The organism is Paenibacillus wynnii (genome assembly GCF_000757885.1).
Taxonomy (GTDB): Bacteria; Bacillota; Bacilli; order Paenibacillales; family Paenibacillaceae; genus Paenibacillus_AQ; species Paenibacillus_AQ wynnii.
In genome coordinates this window covers 213,891-233,783 of the sequence record NZ_JQCR01000002.1, presented here as the reverse complement: position 1 = coordinate 233,783, position 19,893 = coordinate 213,891, and the positions used below count along the sequence as shown (strand labels likewise).

Annotated in this window: 15 protein-coding genes; 11 read left to right on the top strand and 4 right to left on the bottom strand. The window is 45.3% G+C overall.

Annotated features, from left to right (window positions below):
* Position 1: 1 nt before the first annotated feature.
* Entirely contained in the window at positions 2–1,615 is a 1,614-nt protein-coding gene (locus tag PWYN_RS03980; protein ID WP_036648770.1) for a response regulator, read from the bottom strand.
* Entirely contained in the window at positions 1,593–3,344 is a 1,752-nt protein-coding gene (locus PWYN_RS03975; protein WP_052087734.1) for a sensor histidine kinase, read from the bottom strand. Before PWYN_RS03975 ends, PWYN_RS03980 begins: the two co-directional genes overlap by 23 nt.
* A 125-nt stretch (positions 3,345–3,469) precedes the next feature.
* Here PWYN_RS03975 and PWYN_RS03970 point away from each other — a divergent pair, with 125 nt between their 5' ends.
* A complete protein-coding gene (locus PWYN_RS03970; RefSeq protein WP_036648768.1) occupies positions 3,470–5,065 on the top strand; it encodes an extracellular solute-binding protein in 1,596 nt (531 codons plus the stop codon).
* 98 nt (positions 5,066–5,163) lie between these two features.
* On the opposite strand, the gene bglS is transcribed toward PWYN_RS03970, so the two are convergent.
* The gene (bglS, locus tag PWYN_RS03965; RefSeq protein WP_036653169.1) at positions 5,164–5,877 is read right to left on the bottom strand and encodes a beta-glucanase; all 714 of its coding nucleotides are present in this window, start codon (positions 5,875–5,877) and stop codon (positions 5,164–5,166) included.
* A 173-nt stretch (positions 5,878–6,050) separates the two neighbouring features.
* A complete protein-coding gene (locus PWYN_RS03960; protein WP_052087733.1) occupies positions 6,051–7,859 on the bottom strand; it encodes an LTA synthase family protein in 1,809 nt (602 codons plus the stop codon).
* Between the two features lie 515 nt (positions 7,860–8,374).
* Between PWYN_RS03960 and alaS the strand changes: the two genes are divergently transcribed.
* From alaS to PWYN_RS03905, 10 genes are all read left to right on the top strand, one after another.
* Entirely contained in the window at positions 8,375–11,005 is a 2,631-nt protein-coding gene (alaS, locus tag PWYN_RS03950) for an alanine--tRNA ligase (protein WP_036648765.1), read from the top strand.
* Between the two features lie 216 nt (positions 11,006–11,221).
* A complete protein-coding gene (locus PWYN_RS03945) occupies positions 11,222–11,497 on the top strand; it encodes an IreB family regulatory phosphoprotein (protein WP_036648763.1) in 276 nt (91 codons plus the stop codon).
* On the top strand, positions 11,497–11,913 hold the full coding sequence (gene ruvX, locus PWYN_RS03940) for a Holliday junction resolvase RuvX (RefSeq protein ID WP_205622751.1): 417 nt from the start codon (positions 11,497–11,499) through the stop codon (positions 11,911–11,913). Before PWYN_RS03945 ends, ruvX begins: the two co-directional genes overlap by 1 nt.
* Positions 11,914–11,926: 13 nt before the next feature.
* Positions 11,927–12,235 carry a DUF1292 domain-containing protein gene (locus PWYN_RS03935; protein WP_036648760.1) on the top strand — a complete coding sequence of 103 codons (309 nt, stop codon included), beginning with the start codon at positions 11,927–11,929 and terminating at the stop codon, positions 12,233–12,235.
* Entirely contained in the window at positions 12,228–12,533 is a 306-nt protein-coding gene (locus PWYN_RS03930; RefSeq protein ID WP_036648757.1) for a DUF1292 domain-containing protein, read from the top strand. Before PWYN_RS03935 ends, PWYN_RS03930 begins: the two co-directional genes overlap by 8 nt.
* A 170-nt stretch (positions 12,534–12,703) precedes the next feature.
* Complete coding sequence (gene mltG / locus PWYN_RS03925; protein WP_240479676.1) at positions 12,704–13,753, top strand: endolytic transglycosylase MltG; 1,050 nt, start codon at positions 12,704–12,706, stop codon at positions 13,751–13,753.
* Between the two features lie 56 nt (positions 13,754–13,809).
* Positions 13,810–14,742, top strand: coding sequence for a peptidase U32 family protein (locus PWYN_RS03920; protein ID WP_036648754.1), 933 nt, complete (start codon positions 13,810–13,812; stop codon positions 14,740–14,742).
* 37 nt (positions 14,743–14,779) lie between these two features.
* Positions 14,780–16,117, top strand: a complete 1,338-nt coding sequence (locus tag PWYN_RS03915; protein WP_036648753.1) for a peptidase U32 family protein — start codon at positions 14,780–14,782, stop codon at positions 16,115–16,117.
* A gap of 198 nt (positions 16,118–16,315) precedes the next feature.
* Complete coding sequence (locus PWYN_RS03910) at positions 16,316–18,565, top strand: methyl-accepting chemotaxis protein (RefSeq protein WP_052087732.1); 2,250 nt, start codon at positions 16,316–16,318, stop codon at positions 18,563–18,565.
* A 208-nt stretch (positions 18,566–18,773) separates the two neighbouring features.
* Positions 18,774–19,838: a LacI family DNA-binding transcriptional regulator gene (locus PWYN_RS03905; RefSeq protein WP_036648749.1), complete on the top strand. Its 1,065-nt coding sequence runs from the start codon at positions 18,774–18,776 to the stop codon at positions 19,836–19,838.
* The last annotated feature ends 55 nt before the right edge of the window (positions 19,839–19,893 follow it).

Sequence of the window (19,893 nt, the reverse complement as noted above, 5' to 3'; positions counted from 1 at the left end):
ATTAATTGGACCGGTCCCTGAATTCCTGTGGTGTCATATGGCTGTATTCTTTGAATAGCTTGATGAAATAATGCGCATTAGAGTAGCCCAATGCCGATGAAATCTCATATATTTTTAGTGGGGTATGCATCAGAAGGTAAGAAGCTTTCTCCATTTTGACCCCGCTGATATGATCACTTATGCGTATTCCGGTCTCCAGCTTGTAGATCTTTGACAGATAGACTGGATGCAACATAACATGGTCAGCTATAGCTTGCAGCGAGACGTAATTCAAATTGCGGTCGATATAATCATGGATACTCCGAATAAGAACGGAGCGGATATCCTTGCGTTCGGTGTCGAAGTGCTCCTGTAACCGATGCAATACATCAAAAGCCCACTCCTGCAGCATGTCCGGCGTATGAAGAAGCTTGCCCTCCAGCAGCGCATTACCGATTATATCACCTAGCAGCTTGTTGTTTTTATGAGCAAAATAGTAGAAGGCACTTTCCAGATAATGTTTTGCTTCCTGAATATGCTCGGGAGAATGCTCGTTGCGTTTTTTTAACTCGGTGATGATGGTCAGTACCTTCTCTTCTATGCCCTTCCAATGGTTCGTATCAAACAAATGAAATAATGTGGGCGGTTCGTACAGCGACTGCAGCGTTTGAATTTCCGGGAAAACAGCCGATTCACTGCCGTCCAAGAACAGGCCGGTTTCATTTCCAATGTGCTGACGAATCATCGAGACTGCGGATTGGTACAGCCCGTGCACACTGTCCGGGAATATTCCCCAACCCGTCGTTACGACAGAGATGCCGCCTCCAATTACAGTGCCTACATTTTTCTGCAACTGATAGGCGGTTTGAACCAACTGCTTATGAACATCATGGGATTCATTAGCGGAGAGCGGTACTTTGGGCTGAAGGATAAACACCAGATATTCATGCACATCTTTACAGGACCAAATGGAGAATTGTTCCTGGAACAGTTCGTTCGCAATATTCACAATGGCATATTCAAATAGTATCATGCTGTTCAGGTCATGTTGCTGAAAGAAATCTTCCAGACGCACAACAAGAATTGCGCCCGGAGCCTCCAAAGTGAACGGAAGGCTGAATTTATCCATTTGTTCAGCGAGCTGGTAGGGGGAAATTCGTCGCCCTTGCAGCAAGTCATTCAGCAGCCTGTCTCGAAGCAGGGGGAGATGCTCTCGAAAAGTCTGCAGAGTACGGTGATACGAGGACCAGTTTTCCCATTCGCGGTTAATCTCCATTTGGAGCTGCTCTATAACCTCTACAAGCTGTATGTTGCTAATAGGCTTAAGAAGGTAAGCGCTGGCTTGCTGTTCAATAGCCAGCTTAGCATATTCAAATTCAGCATATCCTGTAAGCAGTACGATCTTGACATGCTTCCAGCGTCTGCGGATGGTTTCAATTAATTGAAGCCCTGACATCTCAGGCATATTGATATCGGTGATCACGATGTCAATCGGATGCTGCTGGAGAATTTCCAGAGCTTCCATTCCAGAGTATGCTATGTGAACTTGCTCAAACTGTAGATCCGACCATGGAATCGAAATCGATAAATCATCCACCACATAGGGCTCATCGTCAACGAGTAGAATTTGCTGCATGCTCTGCCTCTTTCTGTTGTATATAAAGACTTATTTTGAGTCCGCCAAGTTCAGATGCAGTTAAGTGAATATTGGACAGCTCCCCAAACTGAAGCTTCAGGCGCTGCTGTACATTCCAAAGCCCACACCCGTGATCTTCTCGCAGAGAGGCGGTTAGTTGGGTGTACATCTCTGCGAGCCTGCCTTCGTCCATTCGGGTTCCGTTGTCTTCGACGGAAATGATCATTGCCGATGGATTGCGCACGCCGATGATGCGAATGACGCCAAGTCCATTTTTCTTTTCGACCCCATGGATAATGCTATTCTCCACAAGTGGCTGAATGAGCAGCCGGGGGATAGGTTCTTCCAATAGTTCAGCGGGCATATCAATCTCATATTGAATCCTCTGTTTTCGAAGATTCTGAATGGCCAAATAGTTCTCAAGCAGCTTCATCTCTTCTCCGATCGTTGTCAGGGAATGATCCATCTTGGTGATATAGCGGTAATATTCGCCAAGATTAAGCGCCATGGCCTCTACGGATTCCGTATCACCAATGCTGGCCTTACTTTTCATGAAAAAGAGGCAGTTGTATAAAAAGTGTGGATTGATCTGGGACTGCAGCTGTTTGAGATAAGCATCCTTTGTACTCAGCTGTTCCAGATAGACACGTTCAATCAGTGATTGAATCGTGGCAGCCATCTCATTGAACTCCTCATTCAACAGTGAGAATTCATTATTGGTCTTCATATGAATGCGGGTCGACCACTGGCCTTCCTTCATCCGGTTTAATGCTCGGAGCAACAGACTTACCGGGCGCTGTACCTGGCGGAACAAGAGCAGTGAGAACAGTAGGCTCAAGACCAGCATTACAGCCGAAGCGATAAGGAAAGAGTACCGATTGCTTTGAATCGTTTGAAGGATCTGTTCAATCGACGAGTAATGGATCACGTACCATCCGAGTGTAGATGACCGCACAGCGCTGACCAGATAACTGTCATTTTTCAGCTTAACTACTGCGGATAGTTCTGTGGAGTCCGTGATATTCGGAATGGATTCCGCAATTGTCCGGGCAAGCTGTTCCTCTGAATTCGGGGGCTGAATGAACCCTAGTCTCTCATGATATAGAAAGGTGTTCCCCGTATTTTGTGACTGATAGCTATTGAACATTTTCTCGATATTTGCCACCGGAAACCGTACCTCGAGAATCATGTTTGCCAATTCGGGCATTTCCCTGTAGTCGGAGGGATCGGAGAGAAGTAAGCGAAATTCACCATTCTGACCGTTTGCAGTCCCGGGAGAAACATATTCCCAACCTGGCGCCAAAACGCGCTGCAGAACGGAGGTGTCGAAAGCAAGTGCCGAATCTGAGGAAAGCGTCTCTTTGTTCTGAGGATTGTAGATCAAGATCCGGTTCTCCCAAGTGCTGGAGCCGGTTTGGAGCGACAATTTCTCCAGTACGGTCAGTATCGTTTGACTAGGGTCTATCAAGTGACCGAGCTTCTGAATTTGCTCATAGTCGCGTACTGTTGGGTCGTGTTGCAGTGTATATATGCTTCCCGCCAGCTGATTGATATTGTTATCCATTTGCTCTGTCAAAAAGTCCAAATGGTTCAAATCGCTAGTTTTGATCTGATTCGTAATGACCCGTATGTCTTTCCGGTAGGAGATTCCGTAAAAAAATAAAGTGATCGATATAATGGAAAACAGAATGGCAACCATTTTTATGAATAAATTAACGCGGATAGGCAAGAGAATCATCCTTTATTAAAGCGTATACAATTTAGAGAGTATATCATATTTATACGTTTTTTTTTATGATATACTACTGAAAAATATAATAGAAACTAGGGTAGCACTCAATCGGGAGGCAGAATATGCGGTTGCTATTATTGATTACATTTATACTCTCATTCACCGCTGGATGCTCTAGCGGAAGCGATGGCAGTGCCGAGGCAAATTCAACCTTGGACGGCAAGCAAGATGTTGCTCATTATGACTTAGAACTGGGGAAGTTCGTACCGCCAGTAGATCTATATACCGTTGGTTCCGTCAATCCTGATATTAATTTTAAGGAAGGAGAAAACTTAGAAAATAATGTACATACACGCTGGACGGAAGAAAGGCTTGGTATCCGGATACGCTATTTATGGACCATTCCCGATTCTAATGAAGCTTACGCAAATAAACTCCGTTTGGAACTGGTAAAGGGTAATATGCCAGATATTGTGACTACTAGGGATCATGAATTAATTCATGAGTTAATAGATTCGGGCCAATTCATTGACGTTGGGGAGTTATTTGACCAATATGCTTCACCGGTTTGGAAAAGCGCCATGGATGAAGAACCCTCCGTATGGGATTCTTACATTCGTGATGGTGAAAAATATGCCATTCCAATTCTGGACTATGAGTATTCGGCTGATCCAATTCTGTGGATTCGTGAGGATTGGCTCAAGCGCCTTAACCTTCCTGTTCCGCAGACCTTTATTGAGCTTGAAGCAGTCATGGACGCCTTTACTAATGAAGATCCGGACGGCAACGGTGTAAAAGATACGTATGGCCTGTCCCTGGGATTCAGAAACGGCCCCAGTACTTGGATGGGAGACAGCAGTTGGATCTTTGGCGCTCTCGGAGCGGTTCCCGAACAATGGAATATGCAAGCGGATGGACAACTGCAATACGGATCCACGTCTCCGGGGACCAAGCAAGCACTGGATCTGTTAAAGAATTGGGTGTCCAAAGGATTTATCTCTCCTGACTGTGAATGGTTCGATGAAGAGCGTGCGGCGTCCTTATTCACGGATGGCAAGGCCGGTATTATCGCTGGTCCATATTGGATGGATGGCTGGCCATTGTCGAACGTAAAGAACAGCTATCCAGATGCTGTTGTACAAGCGGTTCCCATTCCGGCAGGACCAACAGGGGTCGTTCAGAGAAGAGGGACGCTACCGGTCAACGGGGCAATACTTATTAATAAGAAGATGAAGCACCCAGAGGTTTTCTTCATCTACCAGAATTATCTATTTGATTATTATGCTACGTCAAATGGTGAGTTTACGCATGGACTTGCCAAGGAGTATGACTGGACCGAGATCAAAGGCAGCCCAACCGTTGAACCTGAATACCTGCCGCAAGGAGGCTTAAGGGTAGCGTCCTACACGTTGACCTTTGATGGTGCACGGATTCCTTCCAAAGTGTTCAAAGCCATTCCTAATTCCATTATTCCAGTGCTATTTTCTCAGAAAGAGTCCTCTAAGAAGGAGCAGTTCACGGGGCCGCCTACGAAGACGATGAGAACCAGTTGGGAGCTGTTACGAAAACTGGAGCAAAAGACCTTCCAAAAAATCATCTTCTCCGATATGAAGGTAGAGAGCTTTGACTCTTTTGTACAAAAGTGGTCGCAATACGGCGGCGAACAGATTACTCAGGAAGTAAACAACTGGTATCTCTCCCAAAATTCCCAGAAATAATAGATAGACGGAACTCCCGTAATACAAGAAACCGTATGTCAGTGTGAACAGGAAATTGCCTGTTCACTGAATACGGTTTCTTGTAGTGTCACAGGCAATTAATTGCTGGTGTATTTCATCCAGTCATAGTAGGCATACAAAGGATTGGCTCCATTGTAAGCTCCGAGCCAGGAATCAACACCGGTGCCGTTCCAGATATTCATCATGATTTTACCGGCATGCGTTGGAATATTGCTGGTTGCGGTATGCTTAAGCACACCGTCTACATACCACTTGATAGAACCTGCTTGCCAGTCAAAAGCGTACGTGTGATAGCCTTGAGAGGCATCAAATCCGAGATTAATAATCTTCTCATGCCCGCCGACACCATTAGTGAAATAATTGAATTGAACTTTTGTAGTGTCCTTGCCTAGAAACTCTATGTCGATTTCATCCCAAGGCGTTCCGTCAGACGGGCCGGTATAGGTGAAGAAAGAGGAGACGATTCCTGTATTCTTGGCCGGCTTCATACTCACTTCATATTTGCCGTATCCGTATTTGTTCACAGAACGTAATTCACCCCCGTCAAATTTATTATAGGACGGGCTGGTTAGTGCAAGCCGCAGTTGGCCATCGGCGGTAAAAGATACATTGTTGGCCCGCCAGGTGCAATTGAACATGCCACCATTGGAATAGCCGTCTGCTTTGGTCCAGTTGGCTGAATTGAAATAAGTAAGCGGCTCCCAAAATTCCCAAGCTGCGAAAACCGATGATGTCAGGAAAACGCAGCTCATTATTACCATAGCCAAGCTGCTGAGACCTAATTTTTTCATGCGTTTCATTATTTTCACTCCTCCTTGTAAGGGTTTTCATTACGGATTAATCATACTTATAGCTGCTTCAGAGATAAATAACAATAATTAAAGTTTGGATAACAAAAAGGCAACTATTTGGGCTTTCACCTAGATTGGAAAAGGGGTCTCACTTCATAAAAAAAGAGCCTTGCTTAAAAAAGCAGGCTCTGTGAGTAATTTTCTCCTTCTAGCATGTCGTACTCTACCAACCTATAATCATTCAGCAATTCCTGCTGTGCAGCGGTTAAGCCGGTTATGATATCGCCGGATGCGCCCACAAGCACATTTTTGCTTAATCCGGGGATTTCCTCTTGCACTTTTTCCAGGAGCTTGTAGTAGGCTGGCAGGGACTGTCCGGTTAACTTAAAAATAGACGGCCCGATAAAGGCAGGACTAAGTGTACCCAAAGGCTGCTTGCCGATATCAAAGTTAGCGATGTACAGAAGCTGTGTTTCATGCTTCATTCTTGAATTGCTGTCCCAGCCTGCTTGTGTGTAGATTCCGGCAGACAATGCGGGCAAGTGGTCCCCCCAGAATACTACAATGGTTGGACGTTTAATGGTCTTTAGCTCCTGATCTAAAAAAGCAAGCGCCTCATCTGTCAACTTTGTATCCTGAACATAAGTTTCAAGCTCTTCTTTATGTTCCGGCTTTACTCCTTCGGCGGTGATCGTGTTAGGCCCATTCATCCCTTTTACGAAAGGGAAATGATTCTGCATGGTAATTAAATGTACAAATGTCGGTTTGTCAGATGCCTTCAGTTCCTGTACAACCTCTTGAACGGCAGACCTATCGGAGATGTATCCATTCGGAGTAATCCGTCCACCATTCTGCATCTCCTGTTCGCTAGTAAACTGTTCAAACCCAAGAATCGGATAGACCCGATTTCGGTTGTAGAAGGTATCATCAAAAGGATGAACCGCCAGCGTCTTGTAGCCCCTGTCTTTGAGGATGCTGACAATAGAAGGCAACGAGGACATTTTCACAATTTTCTGCTGGTAGGGAATTGAACCGTCCTTCAAGAAATACATCGACATCCCCGTTAACGCCTCAAATTCAATATTAGCGGTATTCCCCCCGAATTCAGGTGATAACAATTCTCCTGATGGACTTAACTTTTCCTTCGAATGGATAAACTTTAAGGGATCCTCACTCCATGTAAAAGCAGGAAGGCGTGTCACATCAAAAAAGGCTTCGTCCATCATATATACAATATTTGGCTGCTCTACAGGTGTAGAAACGGATGCGATATCCGGCAACGAATTGTATTTTTTGGCAATTTGCATGAGAGTCTCCCGGCTGTAATGCTCCGGCTTTTCGATTAAATCCTGTCTAAGATTCCCTGTAAAAGCAAATAAAAATCCATTTTGAGTATAGTTCACCTTCTGATTCCAATAAATATTCTGGTAGCGGATGGCAGAAGCGAGTGTATGCTGACCTCCGACCATTAGACCAAATCCCCAGATCATGGAAAGGGATAACAGCAGATAAGTAAATCGTAGCGGCAGCCGGATAGTTAGCTTAGGGAGTTTGAAGATAAGCCAGATCAGGCCTGCAAGCAGGACAACGGCCATTATAATCGCAAGCGGTGAAACCATCCCTTTGGTAATCCGGCTCATTTCCCCGGCATTTTTGAGGAGCATCAGATCCCATGGAAACAACGGTTCTCCAGTTGTGGTCAGCTTTTTATAATCGACAAAGCCGAGAGTAACACACGCCATAAAAACGACCAAGGGCCCCGCATACATATTAGGTAGAAGCGCCGCAACTGCAAGCAGCAAGAAGAAAAAGAACAGACTGCCAAACAAATAAAGCCAGTAAAACTCCGATATCCAATTAAACACTCTAATAATATTCATATCATAAGAGGCAGCCTGTAAAATGAAGTTTAAAACAAACCCGCTTATAAATAATGCCAGCAGCAGATATCCCAATCGTTTAGTAGGTAAAAAATGACGCACCCTTATCCTCTCCTAACGTTTCTAAACGAATAGTATACGCCTTTTTTCTTAAAGTGACATTAAAAATCGGTGGATTTTTCTGAGGAGGGGTTGTAAGTACTCCGGTCTGTGATTGACAGAAATAAGGGCACTGGCTATACTTGAAATGTTAAAATACAAAGCAAAAAAAGCGTTGATGAAATGAAGTACGCCGGGGTATGGCTTGATCAGAGAATAGGTTCCTTTACGGTCTGTCCGTAATGGCTGCGAGAACCTTGAAGACAAAACGGCGGAAAGCTGATTTCGGAGTGTGAGAACAAGCTCACCGGGGGGTTCCCGTTAACAGCCGCGACAAGGCGATCGTCTGCAAGTGTTCGAACAAATCGAGCAAGGCGATAACCAGGGTGGTACCGCGATAATAATCGTCCCTGAACTATTTCAGGGGCGTTTTTTTGTATTTTTCTTTAAAATTTTATGGAGAAAAATTGTAATTCGGCGTAAGTGCCGCATTAACTATGAGACGGGAGCTGTATATTATGAAAGCAAGTGAAATCCGTTCCAAATGGCTTGAGTTTTTTGAAAGTAAAGGTCACAAAGTGGAGCCCAGTGCCTCCCTTGTACCCCATAACGATCCTTCACTGTTATGGATCAATGCCGGCATGGCACCGCTAAAGGCATATTTTGACGGCCGGGAGATTCCGGAAAATCCGCGTCTGACCAACTCGCAGAAATGTATTCGTACCAATGATATTGAGAACGTGGGCAAAACACGCCGGCACCACACTTTTTTTGAAATGCTCGGCAACTTCTCCATTGGTGATTACTTCAAAGAGGAAGCTATTACTTGGGCATGGGAATTCCTGACGGGAAAAGAATGGATCGGTTTCGATCCAGAGCGCTTGTACGTAACGGTTTATCATGAAGACGAAGAAGCGTTCAAGCTCTGGAATGAAAAAATCGGCCTGCCAGCAGAGCGTATATACAAGCTGGATAAAGATAATTTTTGGGATATCGGCGAAGGTCCATGCGGTCCGTGCTCAGAAATTTTCTATGACCGCGGGGATGCATATGGTGATTTATCTGACCCAGAAGTGAATCCAGCTGGAGAGAACGAGCGTTTCTTGGAAGTCTGGAACCTTGTCTTCTCGCAATTCAATCACAATAAAGACGGCAGCTACACACCGCTTCCGAATAAGAATATTGATACAGGTGCGGGTCTTGAACGATTTGCTTCCATCTTGCAAGATGTAGATTCCAACTTTGATACCGATTTATTCCAACCCATTATCCAAAAGACGGCACAGCTTGCCGGTGTGAAGTATAAAGACAGTTTGGAGCAGGATATCGCACTTAAGGTTATTGCCGACCATATCCGTACGGTTACCTTCGCGGTGGGCGATGGCGTCCTTCCTTCCAATGAAGGCCGAGGTTACATTATCCGCCGTCTGCTACGCCGTGCTGTACGTTACGGAAAGACCTTGGGCTTAGATCGTCCTTTCCTGCATGAATTGACCGCTACTGTCGGAGAAGTTATGGGTGTTTACTACCCATCCGTGGTAGAGAACCGTGAGTACATTGCAAAGATTATCCGTACAGAGGAAGAGCGCTTCCATGAGACGCTTTCAGACGGTCTGGCAATCCTGGGTGAAATTAGTAACAAAGCAAAAGCTGACGGACTCAGCGCAATTGCAGGGGCCGATGCTTTTAAATTATATGATACCTATGGCTTCCCGTTCGATTTGACGGAAGATTATGCCTCCGAGCAAGGTTTGACTGTGGATCGTGCGGGCTTTGATGCGGCTATGCAAGAACAGCGCGACCGTGCCAGAGCCGCTCGCCACGATAGCGGAAGTATGAAAGTTCAGGGCGGTGCTTTAGCAGATTTAACGGTTAAAAGTGAATTTGTTGGTTATAATGACTCCATAATAGAGTCAAAAATCGCTGCAATTGTTGTGGACGGCGTGCTTGCTGACAGAGTTGGCGAAGGTAAAGAGTGCCAGGTCATTCTGGAAGCCACACCGTTTTACGCAGAAAGCGGCGGACAAGTTAGCGACACAGGTATTCTCACCGGCGGTTCCGTAACCGCGAAGGTACAAGGACTATTCAAGGCTCCGCACGGACAACATGTACATCTTGTGACGGTGGAAGCCGGGGAGTTAATAGTAGGTGATACGGTTCGCGCAGAGGTAAACCGTGCACAACGTGAGGATATCGTGAAGAATCATACAGCAACTCACCTGCTGCATAAAGCACTAAAGGAAGTCCTTGGAGGACATGTGAATCAGGCGGGATCCCTTGTTGAGGGAGCGCGTTTGCGGTTTGACTTCTCGCATTTCGGTGCAATTACACCGGAGGAATTAACTGAGATTGAACACCGCGTCAATGAACAAATCTGGCGTGGCCTTGATGTAGTGATTGAGAATAAATTAATTGATGAAGCTAAAGCGATGGGAGCAATGGCACTCTTCGGTGAGAAATACGGCAATGTCGTTCGCGTGGTACAGGTTGGTGATTACAGTCTGGAATTATGCGGTGGATGCCATGTCTCCAATACTTCACAAATCGGAGTGTTCAAGCTGCTTGGCGAGAGCGGAATCGGCTCCGGTGTTCGTCGGATCGAGGCTGTAACCGGAAGATATGCGTATCAATATACAGAAAGTCAGCTTGATTTACTGAAACAATCAGCAAGCCTGCTTAAGTCGTCTTTGAATGATGTTCCCAAACGTATTGAAGCATTGCATGCTCAGGTACGTGAGATTTCGCGGGAGAATGAGTCTTTGCAATCCAAATTAAGTGCTACTTTTGCAGCTGAGCTTACGAGTCAGGTGAAAACTGTAGGCAATGGTATTCAATTGTTAGCTGTCTCGGTTCAGGCCGGAAACATTGATGCTCTTCGTTCTACAGCGGATGAATTGAAATCTAAGCTTCCTGATGCAGTCCTTGTTCTGGGTGCTGTCATGGATGACAAGGTGAACTTTGTTGTAGCTGTACCGCAGGAGTTGGTCAAGAAGGGCCTACACGCAGGTAAGCTGGTGAAGGAAGTTGCAGCGGTGTGCGGCGGCGGCGGCGGCGGACGGCCTGACATGGCGCAAGCTGGCGGTAAGGATGCATCCAAGCTGGAAGAGGCACTGCGTAAGGCTGAAGAACTTATAGTTGCGCAAGCCTAGAACGACTCCAACATTTGTAAGATTTAACGAATGTTTGGCTTAAAAAAACGAATTCTTGCGTATTTTGTAGACAAATTGCCAAAAAAAGCGTTATTACCTTGGAAGGATTTCACTGATAGGCAGTGAATATGTTATGATGGGACAGTAAGAAAGCTGTATAGTAGCAACTTTGCGAGGCCATCTTATAGATGTTTTTGCAGAAGGAAGGTGTCACAAATGGACTCCATGGACAAAACGGTTAAATTTAATGTGAAGGGCGACGAAAAGGAAGCCTCTCCCCGGGAAATACTACTTTCTGTACACGACGCGCTGGTGGAGAAAGATTATAATCCAATCAACCAGATCGTAGGGTATCTGATTTCTGGAGATCCGGCCTACATTCCGCGCCATAACAATGCCAGAAGTTTGGTCCGGAGGAAAGAACGTGATGAGTTGATCGAAGAACTGGTTCGCTTCTATCTCGCTAATAATCGGGTGGACGACACTCAATGATGAAAAAGCTGGGATTAGATTACGGTGATCGCAGAATCGGTGTAGCCACAAGCGATATTTTTGGATGGACTGCACAAGCTTTGGAGACCATTGAACGCCGTGGTAACGGAAATGAGTTCGAACGAATCCGTCAACTGGTTAAAGAGTACGAAATAGGCGAGGTAATAGTTGGCCTCCCGAAGAATATGAATGGTACAGTAGGTCCCCGCGGTGAAATTTGCATTGAATTCGCCGACAAGCTGCGGGAGCAATTGGAATTGCCCGTACACCTTTGGGATGAGCGTCTGACGACAGTATCCGCCGAGCGGGTGCTGATTGAAGGGGACGTCAGCCGGAAGAAGCGCAAAGGGCTTGTGGACAAGATGGCCGCAGCCCTGATTTTGCAAAATTTTTTGGATGCTAACAGTAAAAGGTGAGGGGTGCAACATAATGACAAACGAGCAAATAGGCCAAGACGAAGAACCGGAAATTATTTATATTCCCGATGAAGAGGGCAATGAAGAGGAATTTGAAGTCATCATGAAATTCGAGGTAGATGGTTCGGATTCCAAATACATGATGGTTGTTCCGCTTGATTCCGAGGACGAAGAAACCGATGAGGTGTATGCGTTCCGTTATGAGGAAGAAGGAGACGATCTTCAGCTGTTCATGATCGAGGATGACGAGGAGTGGGCGATTGTCGAAGAGACTTTCAATACACTTGTCGACGAACTGGATGGAGGAGCGGAGAATGACTGATTTTTCCGCCGATAAAGCGGTATGGACATCGAAGCTTAAAGAAGCATATGGAGAAGCAGTAGAACTGGAGGACGAGCAAGGCAAATCTTCCGTTTATGATATTATTGCCGAGTTCGAGATCGAAGGCCGTGGTTATGCAGTGTTGGGAAGTCCTGGAGCAGGAGAGCATGAAATATTGCGAATTGTTGTTTCCCCTGATGGGTTGCCAGAACTTGAGAGCATTGTAGACGACGAAGAATGGGAAGATATTTCAGAGCTGTATGATGAGATGACCTTTCCAGGCGAAGATCTCGAGTAAACTCAAGTCTAATAGCTTACATGTACAGATTGCAAAAGGAGGGCGGAGAATTCCGCGCTCTTTTTGCTTCAATTTCATGTTTTTTCGTTTTTATTAGAAACTTATAAAAATAAATGTTGAATTTAAGACAATAGAATTTTATATTTATAATCGGAAAGTGAGGAGAAACCTTGAAATCCGCAATCCGCACTGTGCTAATCTTGATTCTGCTGCTTGTAGCAGCAGCTGGAGGCGGAGCATGGTATATTTGGAACGGGATGCAGCCTGTAAGTTCTGCGGGACCCGCCGTAACATTTACGATTGAAAAAGGTATGGGAAGTTCGGAAATTGCTGATCTTCTTGAGCAAAATGGAATTATTCGTAAAAGTCTTTTTTTTAAGGGATATTTGAAGTGGACGAAGGAAGGCTCCCAGTTTAAGGCGGGGACCTACAGTGCCAAACCGGGAGATACCTATGATAATCTCATAACACGCTTAAACGCGGGAGATGTGCTTAAGGAAGAAACGGTTGTTTTTACAATACCTGAAGGATATACCGCAGAGCAGGTTGTGGACAAGCTTGAAGAAGCTTGGAAAATAGATTCAGCTGTTTTTCTGGATTTAGTGAACACGGGTACAGAACTTAAAGAGACTGATGTCCTTGGCATTCCCAACGAAAAAGGGATTCGTCACAGGTTGGAGGGTTATTTATTTCCTGAGACCTATGAAATCGTTAAAGACAGCACCGCTCAAGAAGTGGTGGAAGCGATGCTTGCCCAATTCAATAAGAAACTGGATACCATCCCGAACTGGCAGCAAAAGCTGAAGGAGCGCGGATTGTCTTTGCATGAGCTGTTAACGGTGGCTTCGCTTGTGGAGCGGGAGGTCGTGGTAGATAGCGAACGTCCGCTTGTGGCGGGAGTTATCTATAACCGGCTTGAAAAAGGACAAAAGCTGGAGATCGATGCAACCGTTCAATATTTATTGGACAAACAAAAGGAAAGACTTTTAAATAAAGATCTTGAAGTAGACAGCCCTTATAATACGTACCGGAATGTTGGATTGCCACCGGGCCCTATTTGTAATCCTGGACTTGCCGCGATCGAGGCCGCCCTTTCGCCTGAAGCATCGGACTTTTTCTTTTATGTGACAAAAAAAGACGGCACTCAAGCCCATTTATTTGCTAAGACGTACAAGGAACATTTAGCCAATATTCAAAAAAGTAATAAATCTGCTAAATAATCTATTAAAATAAAAGAGTGGCGCAGGAAACAGAATACGCCATAGGAGGATAAACCATGAATAAGAAACCGGAGCTACTGGCGACGGCAGCTTCCTTGGAAGAAGCGGCTGCGCTGCTGGATGCCGGGGCAGATGCTTTGCTGATCGGAGATGACCGTTTCGGCATGAGACTGGCCGGACATTTTTCCTTGAAAGATACGGAAGCTGTTGTAGCTATGGCTCATGCACGAGGCTGCAAAATATATGCCGGCTTAGGCGGCTTAATGCCTAACCGCCTGTTGGACGAGCTCCCAGCCTATGTCAAAGCTATTGCTGAACTCGGAGTGGATGGCATTGAATTCGGAGATCCAGCTGTGCTGATGACCGTGAAAAAGGAAGCCCCCGGCTTGAATCTGCACTGGAATGCGGAGATGACCTCTACTAATTACGCTACAGCTAATTATTGGGGAAGCAAGGGTGCGTCCCGGGTGGTCCTCGCCCGTGAATTGAATATGGAGGAAATGACGGAGATGATGCCGCTTCTGGAAGTGGAGGCACAGGTTCAAGTCCATGGCATGACCAACATATATCACTCCAAACGCAAATTGGTTGAGAGCTATATGTCTCATCAAGGCCGACCAAGTGACGGCGGAAGTCTGGGTAAGGACCGCGGTCTGTTCCTGATTGAGTCCGAACGTCAGAATGAGAAGTTCCCGATCTATGAGGATGAGAACGGTACCCATATTATGAGTTCGAACGATATTTGTATATTGGAGGATCTGCATGTACTGATGGGGGCTGGCGTGGACAGCTTCAAGATAGAAGGCTTATTCAAGCCTATTGCCTACAATGTAGCGGTAGTCAAAGCCTATCGTCACGCTATAGACTTGTATATAGCTAATCCCGCCGCTTATGCCTTTCGTGAGAATTGGTTGAACCCAATCAAACATCTGCAGGAACCGGAACGGGAGCTGTCTTTCGGATTTTTCTATAAAGAGCAAGTATTCTAAAATTATGATACAGGTTAACAGCGAGAGGAGAAAAGGAATGGAAACCATGGCAAAGCCGCAGCATAAGGGCAAACGTTATCGCCTGGACAAACCGGAGCTCCTTGCTCCGGCAGGCAATTTGGAAAAATTGAAATTCGCCGTGCATTATGGTGCGGATGCAGTATATATCGGAGGGCAGAAATATGGCCTTCGTTCGGGTGCGGATAATTTCAGCTTCGAAGAAATGCGCGAGGGTGTAGAATTTGCAAAGAAGTATGGTGCCAAGGTGTTTGTGGCTGCCAACATTTATGCTCACAACGAAGATGTCGCCGGTATTGAAGAATACCTGCGTAATTTATATGAAGTAGGGATTTCAGCGATTATCGTGGCAGATCCGGCCATCGTGGATACTGCCCGCCGTCTGGTACCTGGACTTGAAGTTCATCTGAGTACCCAACAATCAACACTGAACTGGCAAGCCGTATCCTTCTGGAAGGAAGAGGGACTTCCTCGAGTTGTATTAGGACGGGAGACCAGTCTTGAAGAGATAGCGGAGATTAAAAATCATGTCGACATCGAAATTGAGACGTTCATCCACGGAGCGATGTGTTCGTCTTACTCTGGACGCTGTGTTCTATCAAACCATTTCACAGACCGGGACTCCAATCGCGGAGGTTGCTGCCAATCCTGCCGCTGGAAATATGATTTATTCCAGGACGACCGCCCAGAGGGTACCTGGGTATCCGAGGAAGAGGCGGGGAATCAGGTATCGCCTGAACTCTTGCAGCCCGGAGTAACTCAGCTTCCTCTGCATCAATCGGAGGACAATCCATTCTCCATGGGCTCCAAAGACCTATGCATGCTGGAGAGTATTCCGGATCTCATTGAGGCAGGAATTGACAGCTTCAAAATTGAAGGGCGAATGAAGTCCATTCATTACGTGGCCACAGTGGTTAATGCCTACCGTAAGGCTATCGATGCTTATATGGCAGATCCCGAGCATTATGTACTGAATCCTGAATGGCTCGAGGAGCTTAATAAAGCGGCTAACCGTCCGCTTAATACAGGCTTTTTCTATGATACACCTGACCATGAGGATCATATTTATGAGCCGGAGGAAAAGGCTGCCCCTTATGATTTTGCCGGATTGGTGATTGAATACGACGCTGAGACTGGCACTGCCCTGATACAACAACGGAATCACTTCAAGCCAGGGCAAGAAGTGGAGTTTTTTGGCCCAGATAATACCTTCTTCAAACAAACGGTAGGAGAACTATGGGATACAGACGGAAATCCTCTTGATGCAGCACGTCATCCGTTGCAGGCTGTTCGTATGAAAGTGGATCAGCCTATAGCTTACTTCGATATGATGCGGAAGAAAAAGAATATTAAATAAAACATTAAAAGTGGGGCTTTTCCTTGTTAGAGGGAGGCCCATTTTTTTATATATAAAAAAATGGCGGAAATGAGAGAAAAATATAAAAATTTATCACAAAAATATAAAATTTCTAACATGAAACTCTAACTCTGCCGATATATAATACATAGATTACGCTTACATATAGCTTATAATCCAACTGGTAGGTGAATGTTAATGGGGACTCCACAAAAGGAGAGTAAGAAGGAAAAGCGGAAAGAAAGAAGGATGAGAGTGGGAATTAAGGGGAAGTCGTTGATTACACAGAAAACAGAGACAGATAGCGGTAAGACTACTCAAGGCAACAAAAGAATTCCCTCTGGATTCAGCTTTAAAGGGGTTATGCACGGTTCAGCAAGACAAGTGAGAAAGGTCAACCCTATTAAGTCTGTAGGAGTGAAACTGTTTTTGATCTTTTTATCCAGTATAGTTGTCGTAGTGCTAGCATTGGGGTTATTGTCTTATACTAAAGCGAAGAACACGATCAAGGATAATGTGTCAGAGGCTAACCGCCAGACCGTTATACAAACATCTGAGAAGCTTGATATTATACTTAAACAATATGAAAACCTGTCTATTCAGCTGTTTTTTGATCCTCAGATTCAAAGTGATCTGACAGCCATGCAGAGTTCGAAGACCTACTACGAAAGTTTTGTAGCTACGAATAGCATTAGCAAGAAACTTTCGAGCCAAACAACCTCGGATTCGAATTTCGTGAGTGTATCCTTTATTCCGGAAAAGCCGGATCTTGATATTATTACGAGTGGCAGTTCAGGACTAGCCCTCGAGGGTGTGAGAGATCAGGAATGGTATAAGAAGGTTGTAGCGAATACACAGGAATATAAACCTTATTATACTAAGGAAGGCAAAGGTTCTCCTAATTTTTGGTTCTCAACAGCCGTTGAAGGAAAAGGCGGAACCAATATCGCCATGGTGCGATCCCTCAAAAACTTGGGTGACAGCACAGGTTATGTAGTCTTGTTTGAATTGAAAAATAAAATGCTTGAAGATGCCTTTAATAGTGTTAAATTGGGTGAAGGCTCCCGAGTTCAGCTTGTTACTGCGGATGGAACCGTGGTTGCTTCCAGTGCAAAGGAAGATGACGGTAAGCCATCAGAGTTTGGATTTATTAAAGAGAGCAAAACCCAGAGTAACAGCCAAGAAACCACCGGCTCTGACGGTAAGGACTTACTAGCTGTATATAATCCGATGTCAACGGCCGATTGGAAGTTGTCCGGCATAGTTCCGACGGGTGAACTTGTTAAGGCAGCTAAACCTATCCTTGTAACAACGTATTTAGCAGCGGGAGCTGCAGCTCTGTTAGCGGTTCTGCTGGGAATGTGGATGGTTCGTATGATTGCCCGTCCTTTAGCTCGTTTGAAGGACTTAATGGTTGAGGGGGCTAAGGGAGACTTAAGTGTTCGTACAGAATATGTTTCTCATGATGAAATCGGCCAGCTGTCTGCATCCTTTAATATCATGATGGAACGTATTACGGATTTGGTTGCTCAAACAACGGAGACCGCCCGTGAAGTATTGGAGACGGCAGGCGAACTGGGAGAGGCTTCACGTAAGACAGCTGTGTCTGCAAAGGAAATTGCAGCAGCTACTGAGGAAATTGCCGGAGGTGCCGGAAGTCTAGCATTAGAGGCAGAACGGGGCAGTGATCTAACCGAGTTGATTTCATCGCAGATGGTAACCGTCGTATCTGCTAACCAAGAGATGGATGCAGCGGCTCGTGGCGTTGGAGAAGCCAGTGAGCAGGGAGCAAAGCAGCTTAAGGGCTTGCTGGAACAAACAAGTCGTACCGGTGAAATGACAGGTGCTCTGGTAGAAAGAGTGAATAACCTGAAAGAGACTGTGTTCTCTGTAATCAAGGTTCTGGATGTAATGAAGAACATCACGCAACAGACGAATATCTTATCGCTGAATGCAACTATTGAGGCAGCACGTGCAGGTGAAGCAGGTCGAGGCTTTATGGTCGTTGCAGGAGAAGTTCGACAGCTTGCGGACCAGTCGAAGCAATCCATTGCTCTGGTAGCTGGTATTACGGATAAGATTATGGCTGAAATGAATGAAACGGTCTCTGTATTATCTGAAGTGGCTCCGCTCTTCAAGGAACAAATGAGCTCGGTGAAGAGTACGAGTGATATCTTTGTATCGGTTCAAGGGCAGATGAATGATTTCATTACAAGTTTGGAGTCGGTAACGGAATCTATTAACAGTCTGAATCACTCCCAGGGCGTATTATCAGAGGCCATGGGCAATGTCAGCGCAGTAGCCGAAGAATCTTCTGCAACTTCTCAAGAGGTGGCTTCACTGAGCAGCGAACAGCAAAGTGTTAGTGTTCATCTTGTAACGCTTTCTGGTAAGTTGGAGACTGCTTCCAGCCAATTGAAAGAAAAGTTGTCGTTGTTCACTATCTAGTAGGTCAAATAAATTTTAAGATCGTCGCAAGAGACCGCTGCTTCCCTCGTGAAGTAGCGGTTTCTCTATGTATGGATGTATTAGCTTTTCTTTGTGTACAGCTACTTTCTTCTTGTTGTGTAATAGCATCGATAGACGTATAATAATTTTTGTTAGGTATTTGTTATATTATCCTAAAAAGTTAGCATATTTATGGAGGTTCTTAATCATGGCCAAGAAAATTACGATGCAAAAAATAGCCGATCATTTAGGGGTGTCTAAGTTCGTAGTCTCCAAATCCCTTTCAGGGAAAGAAGGAGTTAATGAAACAACAAGAGAGAGGGTCATACAGGCAGCCTCACAGCTGGGTTATTTCACACAAAAAAATGCTTATGTACAAGGGATTAAACGTACACCTTCCCTGCCCAATAGTGATCGTAATAAACAGTCTGTGCTTGTACTGATGCCTAACATTCGTTCACAGACACAGGATTCCCTGTATTGGGGGAAGATTGTGGACGGTATTGCATTAGCACTCGACAGTGAAGGTTTGGGTATGGTGATCGTATCCGAGCATCGTGCGGATAATTTTATTAATATTCTTAACCCGAGTGGTATTCTTGGGCTGGTTGGCGTAGGCCAAATTTCCACATCGTTATTGCTCGAGGTTCACCGAATTGGACTGCCCATGGTACTGATTGATCATGAAGATCCGTTGATTCCAAGTGATACTGTATTTGCTAATAATGTCGATTCCATGACCAGGTTAACGAATCATCTGATGGGTATAGGTCATACTCAGATCCATTTTATCGGGAATATCCGCTACTCGCGCAGCTTTAGGGACCGTTGGATCGGATTCCGCAGTGCGCTTGAGGAGAATGGAGTAAAGTCTCCCTTACAGGATGATACTATGCTGTTCCTTGAAGGTATGGATGACGGAACGTTCAAGGAAGAGTTTAAAAGCTGGGTAGCCAAAAGGAAGAAGGACCAATCACTTCCAACAGCTATTTTGTGTGCTAATGATTTCATTGCACTTACCGTGAGTGATGCACTTAGAGAAGAGGGCGTACAAGTTCCAGGGGATCTATCTGTTACCGGCTTCGATAATATTGAGGATGCATCACGGGGAATCCCCCCGCTAACTACAGTGCATGTACCTAAAGAAGCTATGGGGAGGGCAGCGGTGGAGAAGCTTCTGGCCCGTATCCATAATTCGACTGCCCCCCTGGAAAAAATCTTAATTACTGCAGATATCGTTCACCGTGATTCTGTCGATGAGCCTAAACGTTAGAAGACTTTTTCATGGAAGAATATTAATTCATAAATCACGCATTTTATATCCAGTA

What these genes read in the sequence shown, in the direction of transcription:
- PWYN_RS03980 (WP_036648770.1), bottom strand. Translation starts at nt 1,615, where the DNA reads ATGCAGCAAATTCTACTCGTTGACGATGAGCCCTATGTGGTGGATGAT.
- PWYN_RS03970 (WP_036648768.1), top strand. Translation starts at nt 3,470, where the DNA reads ATGCGGTTGCTATTATTGATTACATTTATACTCTCATTCACCGCTGGA.
- bglS (WP_036653169.1), bottom strand. Translation starts at nt 5,877, where the DNA reads ATGAAAAAATTAGGTCTCAGCAGCTTGGCTATGGTAATAATGAGCTGC.
- alaS (WP_036648765.1), top strand. Translation starts at nt 8,375, where the DNA reads ATGAAAGCAAGTGAAATCCGTTCCAAATGGCTTGAGTTTTTTGAAAGT.
- PWYN_RS03945 (WP_036648763.1), top strand. Translation starts at nt 11,222, where the DNA reads ATGGACTCCATGGACAAAACGGTTAAATTTAATGTGAAGGGCGACGAA.
- ruvX (WP_205622751.1), top strand. Translation starts at nt 11,497, where the DNA reads ATGAAAAAGCTGGGATTAGATTACGGTGATCGCAGAATCGGTGTAGCC.
- PWYN_RS03935 (WP_036648760.1), top strand. Translation starts at nt 11,927, where the DNA reads ATGACAAACGAGCAAATAGGCCAAGACGAAGAACCGGAAATTATTTAT.
- PWYN_RS03930 (WP_036648757.1), top strand. Translation starts at nt 12,228, where the DNA reads ATGACTGATTTTTCCGCCGATAAAGCGGTATGGACATCGAAGCTTAAA.
- PWYN_RS03920 (WP_036648754.1), top strand. Translation starts at nt 13,810, where the DNA reads ATGAATAAGAAACCGGAGCTACTGGCGACGGCAGCTTCCTTGGAAGAA.
- PWYN_RS03915 (WP_036648753.1), top strand. Translation starts at nt 14,780, where the DNA reads ATGGAAACCATGGCAAAGCCGCAGCATAAGGGCAAACGTTATCGCCTG.
- PWYN_RS03910 (WP_052087732.1), top strand. Translation starts at nt 16,316, where the DNA reads ATGGGGACTCCACAAAAGGAGAGTAAGAAGGAAAAGCGGAAAGAAAGA.
- PWYN_RS03905 (WP_036648749.1), top strand. Translation starts at nt 18,774, where the DNA reads ATGGCCAAGAAAATTACGATGCAAAAAATAGCCGATCATTTAGGGGTG.